The sequence below is a fragment of the Caulobacter sp. LARHSG274 genome (genome assembly GCF_052871235.1).
Map to the genome: position 1 here is coordinate 60,918 of NZ_JBIXJO010000009.1, position 22,819 is coordinate 83,736.

10 protein-coding genes and 1 pseudogene are annotated in these 22,819 nt (G+C 69.7%); 5 read left to right on the forward strand and 6 right to left on the reverse strand.

Translation table 11 applies throughout. From position 1 onward, the window contains the following. The first annotated feature begins 267 nt into the window (after window positions 1-267). Complete coding sequence (locus ACIPQB_RS15770; protein ID WP_446486201.1) at window positions 268-1,641, forward strand: APC family permease; 1,374 nt, start codon at window positions 268-270, stop codon at window positions 1,639-1,641. Between the two features lie 13 nt (window positions 1,642-1,654). On the opposite strand, the gene ACIPQB_RS15775 is transcribed toward ACIPQB_RS15770, so the two are convergent. Next, the gene (locus ACIPQB_RS15775; protein WP_446486202.1) at window positions 1,655-2,410 is read right to left on the reverse strand and encodes an aspartate/glutamate racemase family protein; all 756 of its coding nucleotides are present in this window, start codon (window positions 2,408-2,410) and stop codon (window positions 1,655-1,657) included. A gap of 146 nt (window positions 2,411-2,556) precedes the next feature. Between ACIPQB_RS15775 and ACIPQB_RS15780 the strand changes: the two genes are divergently transcribed. After that, window positions 2,557-3,750, forward strand: a complete 1,194-nt coding sequence (locus ACIPQB_RS15780) for a MalY/PatB family protein (RefSeq protein ID WP_446486203.1) — start codon at window positions 2,557-2,559, stop codon at window positions 3,748-3,750. 48 nt (window positions 3,751-3,798) lie between these two features. Here the strand turns inward: ACIPQB_RS15780 and ACIPQB_RS15785 are convergent, their stop codons facing one another. Then, complete coding sequence (locus ACIPQB_RS15785; protein ID WP_446486204.1) at window positions 3,799-3,999, reverse strand: hypothetical protein; 201 nt, start codon at window positions 3,997-3,999, stop codon at window positions 3,799-3,801. 149 nt (window positions 4,000-4,148) lie between these two features. Here ACIPQB_RS15785 and ACIPQB_RS15790 point away from each other — a divergent pair, with 149 nt between their 5' ends. Next, window positions 4,149-5,804, forward strand: coding sequence for a phytoene desaturase family protein (locus ACIPQB_RS15790; protein WP_446486205.1), 1,656 nt, complete (start codon window positions 4,149-4,151; stop codon window positions 5,802-5,804). 69 nt (window positions 5,805-5,873) lie between these two features. Here the strand turns inward: ACIPQB_RS15790 and ACIPQB_RS15795 are convergent, their stop codons facing one another. Together ACIPQB_RS15795 and ACIPQB_RS15800 are read right to left on the reverse strand one after the other, a co-directional pair. Next, window positions 5,874-6,116, reverse strand: coding sequence for a hypothetical protein (locus ACIPQB_RS15795; RefSeq protein ID WP_446486206.1), 243 nt, complete (start codon window positions 6,114-6,116; stop codon window positions 5,874-5,876). A gap of 450 nt (window positions 6,117-6,566) precedes the next feature. Beyond that, window positions 6,567-8,540: pseudogene (locus ACIPQB_RS15800) on the reverse strand (long-chain-fatty-acid--CoA ligase); the annotation flags it as partial. A 202-nt stretch (window positions 8,541-8,742) separates the two neighbouring features. Here ACIPQB_RS15800 and ACIPQB_RS15805 point away from each other — a divergent pair. Next, window positions 8,743-10,518 (forward strand): response regulator, encoded by a 1,776-nt coding sequence (locus ACIPQB_RS15805; protein WP_446486207.1) that lies wholly within the window; start codon window positions 8,743-8,745, stop codon window positions 10,516-10,518. Here ACIPQB_RS15805 and ACIPQB_RS15810 read toward each other — a convergent pair. Then, window positions 10,515-12,014 (reverse strand): bifunctional aminoglycoside phosphotransferase/ATP-binding protein, encoded by a 1,500-nt coding sequence (locus tag ACIPQB_RS15810; protein WP_446486208.1) that lies wholly within the window; start codon window positions 12,012-12,014, stop codon window positions 10,515-10,517. The genes ACIPQB_RS15805 and ACIPQB_RS15810 overlap by 4 nt on opposite strands. Before the next feature lie 108 nt (window positions 12,015-12,122). Here ACIPQB_RS15810 and ACIPQB_RS15815 point away from each other — a divergent pair, with 108 nt between their 5' ends. After that, window positions 12,123-12,776, forward strand: coding sequence for a TetR/AcrR family transcriptional regulator C-terminal domain-containing protein (locus tag ACIPQB_RS15815; protein ID WP_446486209.1), 654 nt, complete (start codon window positions 12,123-12,125; stop codon window positions 12,774-12,776). Window positions 12,777-12,830: 54 nt separating this feature from the next. Here ACIPQB_RS15815 and ACIPQB_RS15820 read toward each other — a convergent pair whose 3' ends face one another. Further along, window positions 12,831-22,391, reverse strand: a complete 9,561-nt coding sequence (locus tag ACIPQB_RS15820; protein WP_446486210.1) for a M10 family metallopeptidase C-terminal domain-containing protein — start codon at window positions 22,389-22,391, stop codon at window positions 12,831-12,833. Window positions 22,392-22,819 lie beyond the last annotated feature (428 nt).

Sequence of the window (22,819 nt, forward strand, 5' to 3'; positions counted from 1 at the left end):
CGGAAAGACTGGCCTCTCAAGGCATGCGTGTCAAATGCCGTCATACTCGCCTGATGGATGAGGTAGAAATCGACGTGATGGATACGCTAGGCCCGGATCGCCGGCGGCGGGACGCCTCGCTCCGCAATGCCGGCCGCATCGGGCGGGAATTGGCGCCTATAATCTGCACAAACCCGGTCGCGGTCGGCTGGATCCCAATGTCTAGCTTGGGCGCCGCAGGCATGGCGTGTCACGGGAGGCCTTCACCAGCCGCCCAGCGAGCCAGCCGTGCAGACGCCTCAAACGCTCCATCGTACGCTCGGGCCGCTGGAGATCGTATTCCTGGTCTTTTCCGCCCTGTCGCCGGCGATGTCGGTGTTCATTTACGGGGACGGCGTGCTGCGCATGGCCGGCACGGGGGCCGTGGCGGCGGTCATGGCCGGCGGCGTGATCGCGGCGGTGGCGGCCTATCTCTATGCCGAACTCGGCGCGGCGTTTCCCCGGGCCGGCGGCGTCTATCCGAGCCTGGTCGGCGTTCTGGGACCGTTCTGGGCCTTTCCCTACATCACCATGATGATGGTGGCGGCGCCGACCGTCATGGCCTTCGGCCTGCTGGGCTTCGCTGACTATGTGCGCGTCCTGCTCCCGGGCCTGCCGCAGCTTCCGGTGGCGCTGGCTTGCCTGACCCTGGCCTGCGGCGTGGCGGTGCTGCGCGTGCGCACCGGCGCCGTCATCACCGGCGTCTTCCTGCTGATGGAGGTCGGGGCGCTGGCGCTGCTGACGGCGATCGCCCTGGCCCATCCGTCCCGGTCGCTGTTGAGCGCCCTGGCGCATCCGGTCTGGCTGAACCACGCGGTCGCCCAGCCGCTGCCGATCGCGACGCTGGGCCTGGCCGTGGTCTCCGCCATCTTCACCTGCTCGGGCGCCCACTGGGCCCTCTATTTCGGCGAGGAGCTCACCGACGCGCCGCGCCGGATCGGAGCGCTGGTCACCTGGATCGGCGTCCTGGCGGCTTTGATCATCGCCGTGCCCCTGATCCTGGTGGTGCTGAGCGCGCCCGACCTGGGGCGGATCCTGGGCTCCGACACTCCGGTGGTGTCCTACATGATCCTGGTCGCGGGGCCGAAATTGACCGCGGTGATCAGCGCGGTGCTGGTGATCGCCATCTTCAACGCCCTGGTCGTCGGGGTCATGGGCTTTGGCCGGCTCTACTATTCCACGGGCCGTGACGGCATCTGGCCCGGACCGGTCAACCGGCTGCTGGCCCATGTCCATGCCGGTTCGCACGCCCCGATGGCCGCGACCTTCGTGCTTTGTCTCGCCTCAGCCGTCCTCATGCTGGCGGGACAGCGGACGCTGCTGATCTTCACCGCGATGCAGAACATCCCGGAATATCTGTTGCTGGCCACCGCGGTCCTGGTCGGGCGGCGGACCGGCCGCAGCAACGGACCGTTCAAGGCGCCGCTGCATCCGCTGGTGCCGCTGGTCACCCTGGTCGCGGCCGGCGGCATGATCTACTCGGCCCTGATGGATCGAACGGCGGGCCGACCGGCCCTGCTGCTGGTCGCCGCCCTGTTCGTCGGCAGCTGGGCCTACTTCCGGTTCCGCGCAAAACAGCCGTCCGCCTGGACGCCCGCGGCGGCCGATCCGGTGGATCCATGAGATCCATCGCCGCTCAGTCGCCGGCGGCCGGCGAAGCAAGCCCGCTCCCGGCCAGCAACTGCTCCAGCGCGCCGGACAGGCCCGCGACCTGCGCCGCAACGGGATGGCGGCGGCCGGGCCTTTCCCCGCTCTCGGCGCAGCGGGCGACCTTGTCGATGGCCGCGTGGTGAGCGTCCAGCACCGGAACGCGGCTGGCGGCGGCGATGGCGCCCAGCCTGGGGATCAGCCCGGCCCCGCCGACCAGCACCCGGCTGGCGCCGGCCTCCCGCGCCCGCGTCTCCAGAAACACGGCGATCTGCGTCGGATCGTCGGGCAGGTGATCGATCGTTTCGACGCCGGCCAGTTGGCCCGCGACCCCCAACTTTTGCGCCAGTTCCAGTATGACCTCGCGCCAGACCTCGCCGCGGGTGGCGGCGATGAAGGGCCCGGGCAACGCCGCGACGGCGTGCAGTCCCGCCTCGGCGAAACCCACCACAGGGATGTCGCAGACTTCCGAAACGGCATCGAACCCCGGATCGCCGAAGCAGGCCAGCAGGATCGCATCGGGCCGGTCGCTATCCGCAAGCGCCCTGGCCACGGCGTCCAGGACCGCATGTCCCGCCACGGCGATCCCTGCGCGCGAGGCGATGTAGCGAAAGCCGAACGCCGCGGTCACGGTTCGCAGGGTGAAGCGGTCCCCCAGCTGGGCGCGGACCCGCGCCTCGATCGTCTCGGTGATCGGCGTCGAGGTGTTGGGATTGACGATCAGCAGGCGGCGGCGAGCTTCCATGGCCGGTTGAAGCCAGGGTTCGAGGGCGGCCGCAATCGTCTCCGCCTGCGCGGACAAGGTGACGGGACCGGGCGCCACGCGATTGGGCGCCGAACCTGTCGGCTTCATCGACGCCCGGTCAGACCGCGCCTCAGGAACAGCCTCGCATGACCATCGTCGCGTCCGAGTTCGACGCCATCCACGACCGAAAGGCGTACGGGTCGGCGAAGTGGGCCAACCAGTGGGATGAGTACTCCCCGGCGATCGAGGGCGAGGGCATCCTGTCGCTGTGGACCGCCGACATGGACTTTCGCGCCCCGCAGCCGGTGATCGACTGGATGGTCGACGCGGCCCAGCACGGCGTCTATGGCTACACCTTGCGCGATCCCGGCCATTTCGAGGTCGTGCAGGCCTGGTTCGCGGAACGCCATGGCTGGACGCCCGAGCTGGAGACCCTGCTGCCCGGTCCAGGCGTCATGCCCTGCGTCGCAGCGATCCTTCGCACCTTCACCCAGCCCGGCGACGGCGTGATCGTGCAGACGCCGGTCTATTCCCCCTATTTCGAAGTCATCAGCGGCAACCAGCGGCGTCTACTGGTCAATCAGCTCCGGCTTGAGGACGGCCGCTACCGCCTCGACCTGGAGAATTTCGAGGCGCTGGCGCGATCCGGGGCGAAGGCGTTCATCCTGTGCAATCCGCACAATCCGTCCGGCCACGCCTGGACTTTTGAGGAGCTGACGGCGCTCAACGCCATCTGCGAGCGCTACGGTCTCATCGTGATTTCGGACGAGATCCACTGCGATATCCGGCTGAACGCCGCGCCGCACGTCGTGTTCGCCTCGATCAGCGAGAGCGCGCGACAGCGGTCGTTCATCTGCCTGGCCCCCACCAAGACCTTCAACCTCGCCGGCCTGCAGTGCGCCGTCGTCTCGGTGGCCAATCCGCAGTGGCGGGCCCAGTTGTTCGACACCCTGCGCTTCTCGTTCATGACCAACCCGAACTTCTTCTCCCGGCTGGGCCTCGAGGTCGCCTATCGGGAGGGCGGGCCCTGGCTGGACGCGCTCACGGACTATCTCCGCGGCAATCTTGAGCTCGTGACCGGGTTCGTCGCAGCGTCCCTGCCGGGCCTGCGTCCGATGCGGCCGGACGCCTCGTTCCTGGTGTGGATCGACGCCAGGCCGGTCGACGACCGGGTCGGCGACGTGAAGGCGTTCTTCCTGAACGAAGCGAAGGTCAACCTGTACAGCGGCCGGGTCTACGGACCGGGCGGCGAAGGATTCATTCGCCTGAATATCGGCTGCGCGCGGCCTTTGCTGCAGGACGCCCTGCAACGCATGGCCGACGCCTTGGCGAATGGATAGGGCCGGCTGGCGACACGGATTTCAGGGATAGGGCGCCCTCTTCCGGTCTCAGAATCCCTCGTCGTCGTCCTCCGCGGCCTCCTCGTCCTCGCCGCCCATGGCCGCTTCGAGGCTTTCGATGATGTCGTCCATCTGGGCCGGGGTGATCTCGACATAGAGGGCGTCGCCGCCGACGGCCGAGACCAGCAGGCGGTAGCCGTTTTCGGTCTCATGCAGGCTGAAGGTTTCGAGGGACTGCAGCTTGGCCATGTCGAGAATCCGGGATGCGCGGGAAGGACAACCGCCGATATAGGCGCCGTCGCCGGTTTTCGCCATGGCGTTCGGGCCCAAGCCCACTCGCCCCATTGTCTATTATCTGCTCGCGTATCAACCTTCCCGCCTTACTCCGGGAAGACCTCATGACCGCCGCCCATCACCGCGATGCGATCGTCATCGGCGGCGGCCACAACGGCCTGGTCTGCGCCTTTTACCTGGCCGGGGCGGGCCTGAGGGTCACGGTCTGCGAGGCGCGGGGCGTGGTCGGCGGGGCGGCGGTGACCGAGGAATTCCATCCCGGCTTCCGCAACTCGGTCGCCAGCTACACGGTCAGCCTGCTCAGTCCCAAGGTCATCGCCGACATGGACCTGCACGGCCACGGCCTGCGGATCCTGGAGCGGCCGATCTCCAACTTCCTGCCCCTCGACGATGCGACCTACCTCAAGCTGGGCGGGGGACTGGAGCGCACGCAGGCGGAGTTCCGCAAGTTCTCGGCTCGGGACGCCGAGCGCCTTCCGGGCTATTACGCCATGCTCGACGAGATCGGCGACGTGCTGCGGGATCTCGCCGGCGAGACCCCGCCGAACCTGACCGACGGCCTGCCGGGCCTGTTGCGCGGCCTGCGCCAGGGCTCGCGGCTGGCGGGCCTGTCGCTCGAACGCAAGCGCGACCTGCTGGACCTGTTCACCAAGAGCGCCCGCGACTTCCTGGACGGTTGGTTCGAGAGCGACGCGGTCAAGGCCAGCTTCGGCTTCGACGCCGTGGTCGGCAACTTCGCCAGTCCCGACACCCCCGGCTCGGCCTATGTGCTGCTGCACCACACCTTCGGCGAGGTGAACGGCAAGAAGGGCGCCTGGGGCCACGCGGTCGGCGGCATGGGGGCGATCACCCAGGCCATGGCCAAGGCCTGCCACGCCCGCGGCGTGGAGATCCTGCTCAACGCCCCGGTCGAGGCGGTGCATGTCGAGGACCGACCGCCGGCCAAGGGCGGCGGCAAGGCGGCGGTCGGGGTGCAACTGGTCGACGGCCGCCAGATCATGGCCCCGATCGTCTCGTCGAACCTGAACCCCGCCCTGCTCTACGGGTCGCTGGTCGCCCCCTCGGCCCTGCCCGCGCCGTTCAGGAAGGCGATCAAGGGCTACAAGAACGGCTCGGGCACCTTCCGGATGAACGTGGCGCTGTCGGAGCTCCCGGACTTCACCTGCCTGCCGGGCAAGGCCGTGGCCGAGCACCACCAGTGCGGCGTCGTTCTTTCTCCCAGCCTCGACTACATGGACGCGGCCTATCGCGACGCCAAGGCGACCGGGATCAGCAAGCGGCCGATCGTCGAAATCCTGATCCCCTCGACCCTGGACGAGAGCCTGGCCCCGCCCGGCCAGCACGTGGCCAGCCTGTTCTGCCAGCAGTTCGCCTGGGACCTGCCGGACGGCCGGTCCTGGGACCAGGAGCGCGAGGCGGCCGCCGACCTGATCATCGACACGGTCGACGCCTGGGCGCCCAACTTTAAGGCCTCGGTCCTGGGCCGGATGATCCTGTCCCCGCTGGATCTGGAGCGGAAGTTCGGCCTGACCCACGGCGACATCATGCACGGCCACATGTCGCTGGACCAGCTGTGGGCGGCCCGGCCGCTGCTCGGCCACGCCAGCCACCGCGCGCCGATCAAGGGGCTCTATATGTGCGGTGCAGGCTGTCACCCGGGCGGTGGGGTCTCGGGCAACCCCGGGCGCAACGCGGCGCGGGAAATCCTGCGCGATCGCGACTTCGCCACGGCGGTGAAGCTCAGCGTGGCGGGGCGGTGATCTCGCCCCCCACCATCGGCGCCAGATGCTGGGTCCCCTTCCCTTTGCAGGGAGGAGGGCTTCGGAACCCTAGGCGGCCGCCTGGGCTGCGTTGACGAGGCTGCGGCCCCAGGTGGCGCGGCGGGCTTCCGGCTCGGAAACATGAACCTTGGCGGTCTTGCCCTGGGTGCGCATGTGCTTGGCCAGTATCTCGGCGACCGCGACGGCTTCGGGCTGGCAGGGATAGGAGCCGATCAGCTCGGGCGCGTCGTTCCAGGTGACGTGCCAGACGCCGGAGACGGGTCGTACGAAGTAGTTGTGTTCGTAGGCCATGGGAAACTCCTCGGTCTGGTTCTTAGCGTCTAACGTACAGCGGCCGCGTGACAGCTGTTTCAATGCTGCACGGCAACATCGTGCTGCATTGCACACTGCACGAGCCGGGCCAAGAGGACCAATGGTGAATCCGCGGGCAACTTTAAGGCGTTAGGGTTAAAAAGGCCGGGATTCCAGACGCGACCTCCATGGATTCGGCGGATCCGCCGAGGTTTTTGGGTCAACCTACCCGCCGGCGCGACAGGGTGGGCGGCTCATCCTTAACCACCACTCGCCCCTCATCACCCCCGCGATAGGTTCCGGCGCCGTGACGCCGGCTGCGCGGGCGGACAGCGGTGACGGACCTCCCTAGCCGCCGCCCAGGACATTGGTGGCGATCATGACCCCCAGAACGGCGATGACGATCGCCAGGACCAGCAGGACCTTCTTCCATGCCCCTGAACCGGCCTTGGCCGCGGGCTTGTCCTTTCCGTCGGCCCGCGGCAGCGCCGCCACGGCCTCAGGCGGCGCCTCGGCCACGAACACCGGCTCGGCATGGAAGGCCTCCTCAGGCACAGGGGCCAGCTCGGCGGCGGGGGCCGTGGTCAGCGGGTCCAGGGGAAAGGCCTCGTCAGCCGCAGGCTCGGCCAGGGCCTCGGTCACCTGCGGCTCCAGCAGCGGCGGCGGCTCCGACAGCGGTTCCTCCGGTTCCGGCGCATAGAGCCGCGCGGCCTGGGCGCCGTCGGCGGCGGCCAAGGGGGCGGCCAGGGGAACGGCGGCCGGCGGCGCGGCCTCGGCGGTCGGCAGCACATAGCCGGCCATGCGCTGACGGATCAGCTTCTTGTCGACCTTGCCGGTGGCCCCCAGCGGAATCTCGTCGACGAAGATCACGTCGTCCGGCGTCCACCACTTGGCGATCTTGCCGTGCAGGAAGTCGAGGAACTCTTGCTTGGTCGCGGTCTCGCCGTCCTTCAGCTTGACCAGCAGGATCGGCCGCTCGTCCCACTTGGGGTGGGGCACGCCGATCACCGCCGTCATCGCCGCCTTGGGATGGCCCAGGGCGATGTTCTCGATGTCGATGGTGCTGATCCACTCGCCGCCCGACTTGACCACGTCCTTGGCCCGGTCGGTGATCTGCATGAAGCCGTGGCCGTCGATGGTGGCCACGTCGCCGGTGTCGAAGAAGCCCTCGTCGTCGAGGATCCGGCCGCCGGCCCCGCGGAAATATTCCGAGGCGATGATCGGGCCGCGGATCTTCAGGTTGCCGAAGCTCTTGCCGTCGTGCGGCAGACGCTGGCCGGCGTCGTCGGTCAGCTTCAGCTCGACCCCCATCGGCGGCCGGCCCTGCTTGAGGCGGTAGGGCATCTGCTGCTCGAACGGCAGCGCGGCCAGATCCTCGGTCATCACCGACAGGGTGCCCAGCGGCGAGGTCTCGGTCATGCCCCAGGCATGGACCACCTCGACGCCGTAGTCGTCGTGGAAGGCGCGGATGATGTGCTCGGGACAGGCCGCCCCGCCGATCACCACCTTTCTCAGGAGCGGCAGCTTCAGCCCGGTCTCGCGCAGGTGCTGCAACAGCATCTGCCAGACGGTGGGCACGGCGGCCGAGAAGGTGACGCCTTCGCTGTCGAGCAGCTCGTAGATCGAGGCCCCGTCCATCCGGCAGCCCGGCATCACCATCTTGGCCCCGGCGCTCGGGGCCGAGAACGCCACGCCCCAGGCGTTGGCGTGGAACATCGGCACCACCGGCAGGATCACGTCGCGCTGCGACAGGCCCATCACGTCCGGCTGCAGGGTGATCAGGGTGTGCAGCATGTTGGAGCGGTGCGAATACAGCACCCCCTTGGGATCGCCCGTCGTGCCGGAGGTGTAGCAGAGCCCCGCGGCCGTCCCCTCGTCGAAGCCGCCCCAGGCGCAGTCGGCGTGATGCTGCTCGACCAGGTCCTCGAAGCACAGCAGGCCCTTGAAGTTCGGCGCCTCGCCGGCCGGTCGGAAGTCGGCCGGCATGTGGTCGCGATCGGTGAACAGCACCACGTGCTCGACGCCGGGCAGGTGCTGCAGGACGCCGGCGAGGATCGGCATGAAGGTCAGGTCGGTGAAGATCACCCGGTCGCCGGCGTGGTGGGCGATCCAGGCGATCTGCTCGGGAAACAGCCGCGGGTTCAGGGTGTGGCACACCGCCCCGATGCCCATGATCCCGTACCAGGCCTCCATGTGGCGGCCGGTGTTCCAGGCCAGGGTGCCGACCCGGTCGCCCGGCTTGACGCCCAGGGCCAGCAGGGCGTTGGACACCCGCTTGGCCCGGTCGCGGATCGCGGCGTAGGTGGTGCGGACGATCGGTCCCTCGACCGAGCGACTGACCACCTCGCGTCCGCCATGCCACTGGGCGGCGTGGTCGATGATCTTGTCGACCGTCAGGGCCCCGTGTTGCATCAAGCCCTGCATCGGTCGCTCTCCCGGATCATTATCGTTGTTCAGGCGACGCTAGCGGGGCCGCCGCCGCCTGGCAACGCGGCGCCCGCCGCGGGCGAACCCTAGGACGAGTCTGGCCGCGCTGATCAGCCGCAGCGCGCGTTCAAGTCCTGGGAGCGGCGATCGGTTAGTCTGCGGATCAGAAAACGTCGATCGACGAACGGGACTGTATCAAGTGAGAAGGTTTGCTTCCTCCTGGTCCCCGTGGGCCGACGACCGGCTGGACGAGGTGGCGCTCGACACCCATCGGCTGCTGCCTTCGCGCCTGATCCCGGCCGCCCTGGTGACGGCGGGGGTCGCCCACGCCCTGAACCCGGGCCTAGCCCTGTCGTGGCTGGCGCTCCTGCTGCTGGGCGAAGGCCTGGCGCGGCTGGTGACCGGGCGGTTCAGGCCGGGCGTCTCCGCGCCGCGCAGCCTGCGGGCCGGTTTCGTGCTGGCCGCCTTGCCGATCAACCTGACCTGGGCGGGCCTGGGCGCGGTGCTATGGCTGTCGCAGGAGACCGACTTCAAGCTGGCGGCGGTCGGCGTCTGGGCCGGCCAGATCATTTATACCCAGAATTTCCGCCACCAGCCGGCGGCCCTGCTGGCGGTCAGCGCCGCCGCGCCCCTGGCCAGCCTGATCCTGTTTCCGCTGGCCTTCTTCGACCTGCGCGGCATCGGGCCGGAAACCGCGCGCTGGAGCCTGCTGCTGGTGGTGCTGACCACCGTCAGCGTCATGCTGTCCAACCGCGCCGCGGCCCGGCGGATGGACGAACTGACCCGCGGCCTGCGCGAGGAGCGCGAGCGGGCTGAGGACGCCAACCGCGCCAAGTCGACCTTCGTCGCCGTCACCAGCCACGAGCTGCGCACCCCGATGAACGGCCTGCTGGGCATGGCCCACGCCCTGGACCGCTCCCCCCTCGACGCGGCCCAGCGCGAGCATGTGCGGCTGATGATCAAGTCCGGCGATAACCTGATGCAGGTGCTCAACGACGTGCTCGACCTGTCGAAGATCGAGGCCGGCCGGGTCGACCTGGAGCTGGTCGCCATCAACCTGCACGACCTGGTCCGGGCGGCCGGCGACGCCTGGCGCGACGCGGCCGCCGAGAAGGGCCTGTGGCTGAGGGTCGAGATCGCCCCCGAAACCCCGGCCTGGATGCTGGCCGACCCGCTGCGCATCCGCCAGGTGCTGATGAACCTGATCTCGAACGGCCTGAAGTTCACCTGCACGGGCGGCGTCACCCTGCAATTGACCAACGCCGCGACCGCGCGCTCCGACGGGCTGCGCGACCTTCACCTGCGCGTGGTCGACACCGGCGCCGGGGTGCCGGCCGCCTTTCACGAGCGCATCTTCGACAGCTTCACCCAGGCCGACAACGCCGTCTCGCGCAGCCATGGCGGCACCGGGCTGGGCCTGACCATCTCGCGCGCCCTGGCCCGCCAGATGGGCGGCGACGTGGTGCTGGAGCCGACGGCCGGCGCCGCCTTCCTGTTCACCCTGGCCGCCGCGCCGATCGCCGCGCCGCCGGTCTTGGCCGAACCGGAACCTGACGAGGCCGGCGCAGGCCTCGACGCCCTGCGGGTGCTGGTGGCCGAGGACAACGCCATCAACCAGATCGTCGTGCGGGCCATGCTCGAGGCGACCGGCGTGGCCCTGACCATCGTCGACGACGGCTGCGCGGCCCTGGAGGCCCTGAAGGGCGGGGCCTTCGACGCGGTGCTGATGGACATCAACATGCCGGTGATGGACGGCATCACCGCCCTGGCGGCGATCCGGGCCGGCGCGGCCGGCGACCCGTCGACGCCGGTGATCGCCCTGACCGCCTCGGCCATGTCCGGCGACCGCGAGCGCTTCCTGGCCCTGGGCTTCGACGACCACCTGGGCAAGCCGATCCGGCCGCGGGACCTGCTGGCGGCGATCGACAGCGCGGTCCGGGGCGAGCCGGCCAGGGCCGAACTGGCGCGGTCTTAGCCCATCGTCTCCGCCAAAGCCCGGGCCTCGTCCTCGAAGGCGCTGACCGTGTCGACCCGTCGCCAGCCGATGTCGCCGGTGTCGCGGGCCAGTTGGCTTTCCAGCACCCCGACATCGGCGTCGGAGGCGTCATTGACGCGGGCGGCGACCCGGGCCCGCAGCACTTCGGGCGGGGCCTCCAGCCAGACGCCCTGGAAGGCCACGTCGGCCTCGCGGGCGAGGGCCTCGGCGCGGGCCCGCTGCTCGGGCTTGAGGAACACCGCGTCGACCACCACCGAACGGCCGGCGGCCAGGGTCAGGGCGGCGTCGCGGAACAGCTCGCCATAGACCCGCTCGCTCATCTCCGCCGTGTAGGCCTCCTGGGGCAGGCGCTGCAGCGAGGGCACGCCGCACAGGCGCTTGCGGATCTCATCGGTGCGCAGCACCACCGCGCCGGGGGCGCTGCCCAGGCCGGGGGCGCAGACCCGGGCGAAGGTCGACTTGCCCGAGCCCGACAGGCCGCCGGTCGCCACCAGGCTGACCGGCTTGGGCGCCAGGTGCTCCAGGGCGGTGGCCAGATAGGCCCGCGCCGCCTCGTCGTCATTGCTGTAGGCCCAGACGTGGGTGCGCACGGCGGCCCGCACGCTGAGCATCAGCGGCAGGGCGGCCAGGCCGCTCCACAGACCGGGGCCGAAGGCGCGGGCGGCCTCGTCGAGATAGGCGTTCAGCACGCGCCCGGCGGCGTCGCGGCGACGGCGGAAGTCCAGGTCCATCAGCAGGAAGGCCAGGTCGTACTGGATGTCGATGTCCGACAGCGAGTCATTGAACTCGATGCAGTCGAACAGGATCGGCTTGCCCTCCTCGATCAGGATGTTGCCCAGGTGCAGGTCGCCGTGGCAGTGGCGGGCGAAGCCCTCGCCGGCCCGGGCGTCGAGCAGCGGCCCCAGCCGCTCCAGCGCCAGGTCGGTCTCGGCGATCAACCGCTCGACGGCCAGCGCGCCCAGGCGCGGGGCCAGGCCGCGCAGCAGCTTGGCGTTGGAGGCGATGGTGTAGCCCAGGGCCCCCACCCCGCCGCCCTGCGGCCGCAGCGCCGCCCCGGCGTGGAACTGGGCGATGGTCCGGCCCAGGGCCTCCTCCAGCGCGTCGTCGATGGCCCAGGGCTGCACCGCCAGCACGCCCTGTTCGTCGAAGCGGCGCATCTCCAGCACGTATTCGACGGTCTCGCCGGCCCCGTCGATCTCGACCCCGCCGCCGTCGGTGCGGGTCAGGCGGCGCACGGCGCGATAGATGTCGGGCGCGGCGGCGCGGTTGAAGCTCAGCTCGCGCTCCAGCGACCAGCGGCGCAGCTCCAGGGTGGAATAGTCGAGAAAGCCGAAATTGACCGGCCGCTTGACCTTCCAGGCCGCCTCGCCGACCAGGAACACCCGGGCGCAGGAGGTCTCGATCACCCGGTCGGCCCGTCCGCCGAACCAGGCGGCCACTTCCTGCTCGCGAACCGTTTCCGCGTCCTTGATCACGCCCAGACCCCGTCCTTCGCGCCGGCCGGCCCGGCGCCGGCGTCCCCATAGCCGAAACTTCCGTTCCCGTCTCACACACCGGCTTGCTTCCGTGTGGGTTGAGCATCTATGGTAAAGCTCACCCTGGATCGAGCTGACCACATGCTGATGGGCGCTGGGCTGAAACCCGAACGCAAGAAGACCGAAATCCTCACGGCCGCCCGGGGCGTCTTCCTGCGCCAGGGCTATCCCGACACCGGCATGGAGGTGGTGGCGCGCATGGCCGGCGTCTCCACCGCCACGCTCTATGCCTACTTCCCCAGCAAGGCGAAGTTGTTCGAGGTGGTGGTGCACGAGACGGTGCGCGACATCACCGCCCCGGTGCGCGAAGGGGCCCGCGCCAAGGGCGACGCCCGGACGCGGCTGATGGCCCTGTCCCACGCCTATGCGGCCTTCCAGTCGCGCCCGATCACCCGGGCCATGTTCCGACTGGTGACGGCCGAACGCCGGCGCTTCGCCGACCTGGCCGACCATTTCCTGCACAGCGCCCGCAGCGAGGTGGGCGGGGCGGCGATCTCGGTGGTCAACGACCTGGTCAAGACCGGCGAACTGGCCGTCGACAAGCCCTCCTGGGCCGCCGGCCAACTGCTGGGCATGATCGACCACCCCACCCTGGTGCTCGGCCTGGCCGCCGGCGACGAGGTCCAACCCGCCCGGCCGCTGCCCGATCTTTGCCATGACGCGGTGGAGACCTTCCTGGCGCGGTATGGCGTGAAGGCGTGAAGTCCGCCTTCCCGGCGCAAAGGCCGGGATAATCGAACAGGCGTCGGTCCGCTCCTACAGCAGGATGTCCGACGCGGTCAGCGTCGTCGCCACGGTCAGGGCCAGGACGAAGTCGGCAATTCCATCGCCGTTGACGTCGGCCGACAGGTGGGAATAGCCCGAACTGTCGGCGGCTGAGATCACCAGCTGTCCGGCCACGCTGCTGAAGGCCGACACCACGGTGAAGGCGTCGTTGGCGGCGGTGGCGGAATTGGCGTCGATGCCGGTCAGGTCGATGCGGTCGCCCTCGGCGGTGCTGAAGCTCCACACCAGGTCCGAGGCGATGGCCGAGCTGTCGGTGGTGGCCGCGAACACGAAGGTGTCGGCTCCGGTCCCGCCGACCAGGAAGTCGGCCCCGCCGCCGCCGGTCAGGGTGTCGGCCCCGTCCAGGCCGTAGAGGATGTCGTTGCCGCCGGCCGCCACCAGCACGTCCGCGACATTGTGGCTGGCCCCGTCGCCGACCAGCACGAAGGCTTGGCTGGGGCCGCCGCTGGTGATCAGGTCGGTGCTCTTCAGCGTCGTGCCCTGGACCACGATGGCCGACTGCAAGGCCCCGCCGGCGTCGGGGGCCGAATAGATGAAGGTGTTGCCCTCGTAGCGGGCCAGGGTGACCTTGCCGCCGTCGATCGCCGAGATGTCGACCTTGTCGGTCCCATAGTTGAAGCCGAGGATCAGGTCGTAGGCGGTGAAGTTGGAGTCGGCGATCGACGTATAGAGGAAGGTGTCCGTCGCCGGGCCGCCATAGAGGATGTCGGTGCCGCCGCCGCCGATCAGGGTGGTGTTGGCCGTGCCCCCGACCAGCACGTCCATGCCCGCCCCGCCGCGCAGGGTCTCCACATCGGTGCCGCCATAAAGGGTGACGCCGGTGACCGCGCCGCTGACGATCAGGTCGTCGGCCTGCACGTCGCCATTGACCTGGACCACGCTGAGGCCCGTGCCGGGATTGCCGAAATAGATGAAGCTGCTGGCGCCCAGCCGGGCGATGGCGACCACGCCGCCGTCGGCGGCCGAGACGTCGATCTTGTCCACGCCGGGCGTGAAGTCGGTGATCATGTCCCAATGGGCGAAGGTCGAGTCGCCGGCCGCATAGGCGAAGGTGTCGGCCCCGCCGCCGCCGGTCATCAGGTCGGCCCCCGTCCCGCCGGTGAGGACGTCCGCGCCGCTCGATCCCTGGATGCTGAAGCCGAAGTCGGCGACGCCGGTGACGACGTCGGTGACCTGCAGTCCCTGGCCCTGGACCAGGATCTTGTCCTCCGCGGTCCCGTCGCCGTTCTGGTCGATTTCCAGGACCTTGTTGGTTCCGTCGGTGACCAGGGTCAGCTTGGTCGAGGCGGTCATCAGCGGGGTCAGCCGCAGGCTGTCGACGCCATGGGCGAAGTCGGTGATGGTGTCGTAGGTCGCCACCGGGCTGTCGCCGACGGCTTCATAGGCGAAGATGTCGGCCCCGCCGGCGCCAGTCAGGATGTCGGCCCCGCCGCGGCCGGTCAGGGTGTGGCCCAGGCCGTCGCTGATCAGGATGTTGGCGTTGGCGTCGCCGGTCGCCGAACCGGTGACGGTGACGGTCAGTTGCGCCGTCGCGGTGGCGCCGCTGGGATCGCTGACCGTGTAGTCGAACCTGTCGGTCACCACTTGGCCGACGATCAGGCCCTCCTGGTTGGCCAGGTAGCTGTAGGTCCCGTCCGGATTGATGGTCAGCTGGCCATAGCCGCCGTTGACCACCGTGCCGCCGCCGACCACCGCCTGGTCGGCATGGGTCAGGTTGAAGGCGACGCTGGTCACCGTCAGGGTCGCGGCGGCGTTGTCGATGTCTGTGTCGTTGGCCCGCACCGAGCCGGTGGTCGACAGGCGCTGGGTCACCGAGGCGGCGTCGTTCGCCGCGACCGGGGCGTCATTGACGTTGGCGACCGCGGCGGTGGCGGCGCTGGCGACGGCTTCGGCCGCCCCACGGCCGTCGGTGTAGCTGGCCACGACCCGGATCGCCGCGCCGACGTCGGCGTCGCCGAGCGCATAGGTCGCCTGGTCGGAACCGACGTTGGCGAAGCCCGAGCCGCTGTCGCGCTGCCACTGGTAGTGCAGGGTTCCCAGCCCATCGACGTCGGCCAGGGTCGAGACCGCGGTCAGCACCTGGTCCTCGGTGACCGAGCCGGAGATCGTCACCGCCCCGGTCGGGGCGTCGTTGACATTGGCCACCGCGGCGGTGGCGGCGCTGGTCGCCGTCTCGGCAAAGCCGCCGCCGTCGGTATAACTGACCACCACCCGCACCAGACCGCCGACGTCGGCGTCGCCCAGGGCGTAGGTCGCCTGGTCGGCGGCCCCGAGGCTGGCGAAGCCCGAGCCGGTGTCGCGTTGCCAGTCATAGTGCAGGGTTCCCAGGCCGTCGGCGTCGGCCAGGGTCGAAACCGCGGTCAGCACCTGGTCCTCGGTGGCCGTACCGGTGAGGCTGACGCCGCCGGTGTGCGGGTCGTTGCCGTTGGTCACTGCGGCGGTGGCGGCGCTGGTCTTGCTCTCCGCCGCGCCCTGGCCGTCGACATAGCTGACCACCACCCGGATCGTCGCCCCGACGTCCGGATCGTCCAGGGCGTAGGTCGCCTGGTCGGACCCGACATTGACGAAGCCCGAGCCGCCGTCGCGCTGCCATTGGTAGTGCAGCGCGCCCAGCCCGTCGGCGTCGGCCAGGGTCGAGGTGTCGGCGGTCAGGACCTGATTCTCGGCCGCCGTGCCAGTGATGGCCACCGCGCCGGTCGGGGCGTCGTTGACATTGGCGATCGCCGGCAACGACGAACTGGTGGCGCTCTCGGCGAAGCCCTGGCCGTCGGTATAGCCGACCACCACCCGCACCGTGCCGCCGACATCGGCGTCGCCCAGCGTGTAGGTCGCGGCGGTGGCCCCGACGACGTCGGCGTAGCCCGACCCGACATTGCGCTGCCACTGATAGTGCAGCGTCCCCAGCCCATCGACGTCGGCCAGGGTCGAGACTGCGGTCAGCACCTGGTCCTCGGTCGCCGCGCCGGTGACGCTGACGCCGCCGGTGTGCGGGTCGTTGACCCCGGCGATGGCGGCGGAGGCGGCGCTGGTCACGGTTTCCGCCGTGGCCTGGCCGTCGACATAGCTGACCCTGACCCGCACCGTGCCGCCGACATCAGCGTCACCCAGGGTGTAGGTCGCCTGGTCGGACCCGACGTTGACGAAGCCCGAGCCGCTGTTGCGCTGCCATTGGTAGTGCAGGGTTCCCAGACCGTCGGCGTCGGCCAGGGCCGTCGTGTCGGCGGTCAGGATCTGGTTCTCGGTGGTCGTTCCGGTGATCGCCACGCCGCCGGTCGGGGCGTCGTTGACATTGGCGATGGCGGCCGTGCCCGCGCTGGTCGCCGTCTCCGCCGTGCCGTGGGCGTCGGTATAGCTGACCCGCACGCGCACCGTGCCGCCGACATCGGCGTCGCCCAAGGTATAGGTCGCCTGGTCGGCGGCCCCGACGATGTCGACATAGCCGGACCCGACATTGTGCTGCCACTGGTAGTGCAGCGTCCCCAGGCCGTCGGCGTCGGCCAGGGTCGAGATCGCGGTCAGCACTTGATCCTCGGTCGCCGCGCCGGTGATGCTGACGCCGCCGGTGTGCGGATCGTTGATATTGGCGATCGCCGCGGTCCCGGCGCTGGTGGCGCTCTCGGCGAAGCCCTGGCCGTCGGTATAGCTGACCACCACCCGCACCATGCCACCGACGTCGGCGTCGCTCAGGGTGTAGGTCGAGGCCGTCGCGCCGACGACATTGGCGTAGCCCGACCCGACATTGCGCTGCCACTGATAGTGCAGCGTTCCCAGCCCATCGACGTCGGCCAGGGTCGAGACCGCGGTCAGCACCTGGTCCTCGGTCGGCGTGCCGGTGATCGACGCGCCACCGGTGTGCGGGTCATTGGCCCCGGCGACGACGGCGGTCGCCGCGCTGGTCGCCGTTTCCGCCGTGCCATGGGCGTCGGTATAGCTGACCACCACCCGCACCAGCCCGCCGACGTCGGCGTCGACCGGCGCGTAGGTCGCCTGGTCGACGGCTCCGATGCTGACGAAGCCCGACCCGACATCGTGCTGCCAGTCATAGTGCAGCGTTCCCAGGCCGTCGGCGTCGGCCAGGGTTGAGACCGCGGTCAGCACCTGGTCCTCGGTCGCCGAGCCGGTGATCGACACCCCGCCGGTATGGGGATCGTTGATATTGGCGATGGCTGCGGTCGCGGCGCTGGTCACCGATTCCGCCGCACCCTGCAGGTCGGTATAGCTGACCCGCACCCGCACCGTGCCGCCGACGTCGGCGTCGCCCAGGGCATAGGTCGCCTGGTCGGCGGCCCCGATGCTGACGAAGCCCGACCCGACATTGTGCTGCCAGTCATAGTGCAGCGTCCCCAGGCCGTCGCCGTCGGCCAGGGTGGAGGTGTCGGCGGTCAGCACCTGGTCCTCGGTCGCCGCGCCGGTGATCGACACGCCGCCGGTCGGCGGATTGTTGAAATTGGCGATGGCGGCGGTGGCGGCGCTGGTCGCGGTTTCCGCCGTGCCGTGCAGGTCAGTATAGCTGACCACCACCCGCACCGTGGCCCCGACGTCCGCGCCGTCCAGGGTGTAGGTCGACTGATCGGCGGCCCCGATGCTGGCGAAGCCCGAGCCGGTGTCGCGCTGCCAGTCATAGTGCAGCGTCCCCAGGCCGTCGGGGTCGGCCAGAACCGAGGTGTCGGCCGTGAGGACCTGGGTCTCCATGGTCGTGCCGGTGATCGACACGCCGCCGGTCGGGGCGTCGTTGATGTTGGCGATGGCGGCGGTGGCGGCGCTGGTGGCCGACTCCGCCGTGCCATGCAGGTCGGTGTAGCTGATCACCACCCGCACGACGCCGCCGACATCGGCGTCGCCCAGGGTGTAGGTGGCCTGGTCGGAACCGACATTGACGAAGCCCGAGCCGACATCGTGCTGCCACTGGTAGTGCAGCATCCCCAGGCCGTCGGCGTCGGCCAGGGTCGAGCCCGCGGTCAGCACCTGGTCCTCGGTCGCCGTGCCGGTGACGCTGGCTCCGCCGGTGTGGGGGTCGTTGATGTTGGCGACGGCGGCGGTGGCGGCGCTGGTCGCCGACTCCGCCGTGCCATGCAGGTCGGTGTAGCTGATCACCACCCGCACCACGCCGCCGACGTCGGCGTCGCCCAGGGTATAGGTCGCCTGGTCGGAACCGACATTGACGAAGCCCGAGCCGACGTCGTGCTGCCACTGATAGTGCAGGGTTCCCAGGCCGTCGGCGTCGGCCAGGGTCGAGACCGCGGTCAGCACCTGGTCCTCGGTCGCCGCGCCCGTGATCGACACCCCGCCCGTCGGGTTGTCGTTGACGTTGGCGACGGCCGCGGTGGCGGCGCTGGTGGCGCTCTCGGCGGTTCCGCCGTTGTCGGTGTAGCTGACCACCACCCGCACCGTGGCGCCGACATCGGCGTCGCCCAGCGCGTAGGTCGCCTGGTCGGCGGCCCCGATGCTGGCGAATCCTGAGCCGGCGTCGCGCTGCCAGTCGTAGTGTAACGTCCCCAGGCCGTCGACGTCGGCCAGGGTCGAGGTGTCGGCGGTCAGCACCTGGTCCTCGGTCGCCGCGCCGGTGATCGACACCCCGCCGGTGTGCGGGTCGTTCACGGCGGTGACCGTCTCCGACAGCGTCAGGGCCGTGCCGTAGGGCGTCGCGCCGCCGGTCGTCGTCAGATCGGCGGTCTGGCCGGTGGTCGCCGCGCCGGCCGAGTCGTCGATCATGTAGACGACCAGGGCCGGGGCCGGGCCGTTGAAGTCGGCCGCCGGCAGGAAGCGCACCAGGGTCGCGGCGTCGAGGATGAAGGCGTTGTTGGTCGCGACCGCCGGGATGTCCTGCCAGGCGCCCGAGAAGTACTGCCAGGTCCCTTCGGCGGCGGTGGCGGTGTTGGCGGTGATCGCCACGCCGGTCAGGGCGTCGGCCGACGAGCCGCCCGACACCTGGTCCTTGCTGTCGGAGAAATGGCTGGCGAACAGGGCCGAGACGGTCTGGCCGGCGGGGTTGGCGGCGTCCTCCAGGATCGTCGTCAGGGCGACGGCCGCGCCGCCCACCGTGACCGGCGCGTCGTTGACCGCGGTGACCGTATGGTCGAGCACCACCGTGCCGACGGAATAGCGGGTCGAGCCGCCGCTGGTGGTGACGTTGACGACCGCACCATTGGTCAGGGCCCCGCCGGAAGCGTCGACCAGGTGAGCGGTCAGGGTCGGGCCCGGGCCGTTGAAGTCGGCGGCCGGCAGGAAGCGCAGCGGCGTGGTGGCCGCCAGCAGCACCGCCGCCGCCGTCGAGGCCGCGCCGACATTCACCCAGGTCGAGCCGTTATAGTACTGCCACTGGCCGGTCGAACCGCTGGAGCCGTTGGCGGTGATGGCGACGCCGGCGAAGGCGTTGGCCGACGAACCGCCCGACACCTGGTCGGCGCTGTCGTCGTACTGGCCGGCGAACAGGGTCGAGACCGTGTTGGTCAGGCCGGCGTTGGCGACGTCTTCGTTCGTGGCGGCCAGGCTTTCCGTGCCGTCGCCGCCGACCAGCGGCGCGTCGTTCACCGCGGTGATGGTGATGGTGTAGCCGTCGGTGTCGGACTGGGCCCCGCCCGAGCCGCTGCCGCCGCCGTCATTGGTGACCACTGTCAGGGTGGCGGTCCCGTTGTCGTTGGCGGCGCCGGTGAACAGCAGGCCGCTGGCCGCCGCCAGGGTGGCGTTGATCGCGTTGAGCGTGGCGGTGATCGTTACCGTGCCCGTGCCGTTGCCGCTGACCTCGCCCGAAGTCAGGCCGGCGGAGACATTGGTCAGCAGGGTCAGCACGCCCTTGTTCACCGACAGGGTGACGGTGACGGCCTGCAGGGCCGGATTGGCGTCGGGGTCGTCGATCTGGAGGCCGGTGACGGCGATGCTGGCGGCGTCCTCGAGGCCGCTGGCGCTGGTCACCGTGCCGTTGATCGGGGCGTCGTTGACCGCCGCCAGCGTGATCGTGGTCGTGCCGCTGTTGACGCCGCCGGCCGGAATGTCGGGCGTGCCGTCGTCGAGCGTCCAGGTGACGGTGCGGGTGAGATTGAGCCCGTAATTGGTCGGGTTGTCGCCGGTGGACTGGAAGCGGATCGCCGCCAGCACCGCCTGGTAGTTGGCCAGGGTGTCGTAGCCGTCCAGGGTCAGGGTCTCGGTCGCGGCGTTCCAGCTGACCGTGATGTTGGTGCCGGCGATCAGGCCGCTGGCCTGCATCCCCGCCCCGTAGCCCAGATGGTCGTCCGAGGTGCTGGCCTCGTTGGACGCGAACTTGCCGCCGGTGATCTGCACGGTGGAGCCGGACAGGTGGTCGCCGTCGGTGTCGGTGATGGTCGGCGCGCCGGTCAGCAGCACCGTGGCGGCCCCGGCCTGCTCCACCGGCTGGCTGGCCGTGCCGTTCAGGTTGCCCAGGGTCGGCAGTTGCGAAAACACCATGCCCTGGATGTTGCCGCCGGCGCTGACGAAGGTCGGACTGGGGAAGAAGGTGTTGATCAGGGTGGCCGTCGTGCCGAGCGCGTCCAGTTGGAAGACGTAGATCACGTCGTCGGTGCTGCCCGAGCCGTCGTCTTCGGACTCGACATAGAGCTGGCGGTTGACCTGGTCGAAGGTCATGTCGCCAGGATAGAAGGTCGCGGCGACCGCGCCGACCAGGGTCACCTTGACGGCGGTTCCGCTCGAGGCGTTCTCGCTGATGTACCAGATGGCGTTCTGGGCGGCGTTGTAGCCGGCGAACGGCGACGGGGCGTTCGACTCGGTGGTGAAGTAGACGAGGTCGGTCGAGGTATCGACCTCGACGTCGTAGATGTAGCCGTTGGAGCCGTCGTCCGGGAACTGGGTCTGGCTGACCAGCTGGGTGGTGGTGTTGGGGCTGGCCAGGTCGAGGCGGAACAGGCCGGTCACGGCCACGCCGCCGGTCAGCAGCTCGGTGTAGAACAGCCGGCCGACGGTGGAATCCAGCGCGAAGTCCCGCGGGTCGAGGACGTCGAAGCCGCTTTCCTGGCCGCGGCTGTCAGTGGCCGAGGTGACCAGGAAGCCCTGGTCGGAGATCGCCCCGGTCAGGGGGTTGTAGCCATAGACCCGGATGCCGGTGTTGGCGGGCGCCGTGCCGCTGCCGTCCTGGTAGCCGACATAGATCTTGTGGTTGATCGCATCGACCTGCATGCCGTTGATGATCACGGTGTCGGGAAAGTCGACGACAGTGGTCGGGGTGGCGCTGCTGCCGATCGCGCCGCGCACCAGGATCGCGTTGTCGCCGCCGGGACCGCTGTTGGTCAGGCCGAAATAGAAGCCCGCCGCGGTGTCCAGCCCGACGTCGGCCTGGAACGAACTCGGCAGCGGGTCCGTGCCCGGGGTGTTGTCGATATTGATGGTCTGGCTGGAGCCGTCGTTGTTGATCCGCACGATGCGGGTGTCGGCGTCGCCGCCCTCGGTGGTGAACCACAGCTGGCCGCTGGGCTTGAGGCCGAAGACGCTGACGCCGTCATCGGTCGAGCCCGCCCCGAGGAGGTAGTTCGTGCCGCCGACGCTGGCTGAATGGACCTGGGTCGTTCCCGCCAGCTCCTTGGAACCGCCGTCGTCGATGTTCTCCATCGCCGTCAGCGTGCCCCCGGCATTGACGCGGAAGGTGCTGAGGCCGTTCTCTGTCCCCCCGACCGTCAGATAGGTGGTCGCGCCGAAGGTGTTGACGGTGATCCCCGTCGCGCCGGCCAGCCGCAGGCTGGCGGTGTCGGAGACGTTGGCGACATTGGCCAGCACGCCCGAGGCGTTGACCGAGAACACGCTGAGGCCGTTGTCGACCGCTCCGGTGACGAACAGGTAGGTGATCCCGCCGACCACCGCCGTGGCCACGTCGCTGGCGCCGTCGAGCTTCAAGGTGCCATTGTCGGTGACCGAGCTGGTATGGGTCAGGGCCCCGGCCGCACTGACCGAGAAGACGCTGACGCCGTCGTCGACGCCGCCCGCCGCGAACAGGTAGGTGGTCCCGCCGATCACCGCCGTGGTCAGGCCCTTGACCCCGTCCAGCTCGTAGGTCCCGTTGTCGGCGAGATTGCTGAGCGAGGTCAGCTTGCCGTCGCCGGCCACGCTGAAGACGCTGATCCCGTCGTCGTTGGTCCCGGCCGCGAACACATAGGCCGTCCCGCCCACGGTCGCCGTAGCCACCCGCGACACGCCGCCCAGGTTCAGGGCCCCGGCGTCGGCGACGTTGTCCACGCTGGTCGGGGCGCCGTTGACGCCGACCCGGAACACGCTCAGGCCGTTGTCCCCGGCCCCAGCGGCGATCAGATAGGTGTTGCCGTCCGAGGTGATCGTCGACAGGCCGCTGACCCCGACCAGGTTCAGCAGCCCGCTGTCGGTGATATTGGCGACATTGGTCAGCGTGCCGTCCAGGGCCAGGGAGAACACGCTGATCCCGTTGTCGACCCCGCCGGCCACGAAGACATAGGTCGCGCCGCCCACATCCGCCGAGGTGATGAAGGACGCGCCGTCCAGCTCCAGGGCCCCGGCGTCGGTTTCGTTGTCGCCGTTGGTGAACAGAATCGACATGGATCAGTCCTTTGCCTCGGCCGACCCGGGGTCCGGCCGATGGGCGCCGATGGGGCCGCAAGGCGGAGCTCCGGCGTCGAATGGAAGGGATGCAGGGTCGCGGGCGGCGCGGATCGCGTTGGGGCGCGCTGACGAGCGGATGTGCAAGGTCGCGTAAATTTTACGCACTCCACTCCCCCATCGCTCTAGTTGTCCGATTGACGCAACCTTAACGGTGAGGCTGGACGCGCACAAGTAGAGAGATCGAGGGTCATTGAACGATGCTCTCGTTTCTGTTGTGCAGCTTTGGATAGTGGGTTACGAAAGAATCAATCGCTGGGCGGGGTCGACAACTCTCAGTCAGCTTAAGAATTGATCGCAATCTGGGGTTTCGTCGGTCTCGATCTAATACCCTGGCTTGCGGCGCCGTTGTCTTGGGGAGCGAGGAG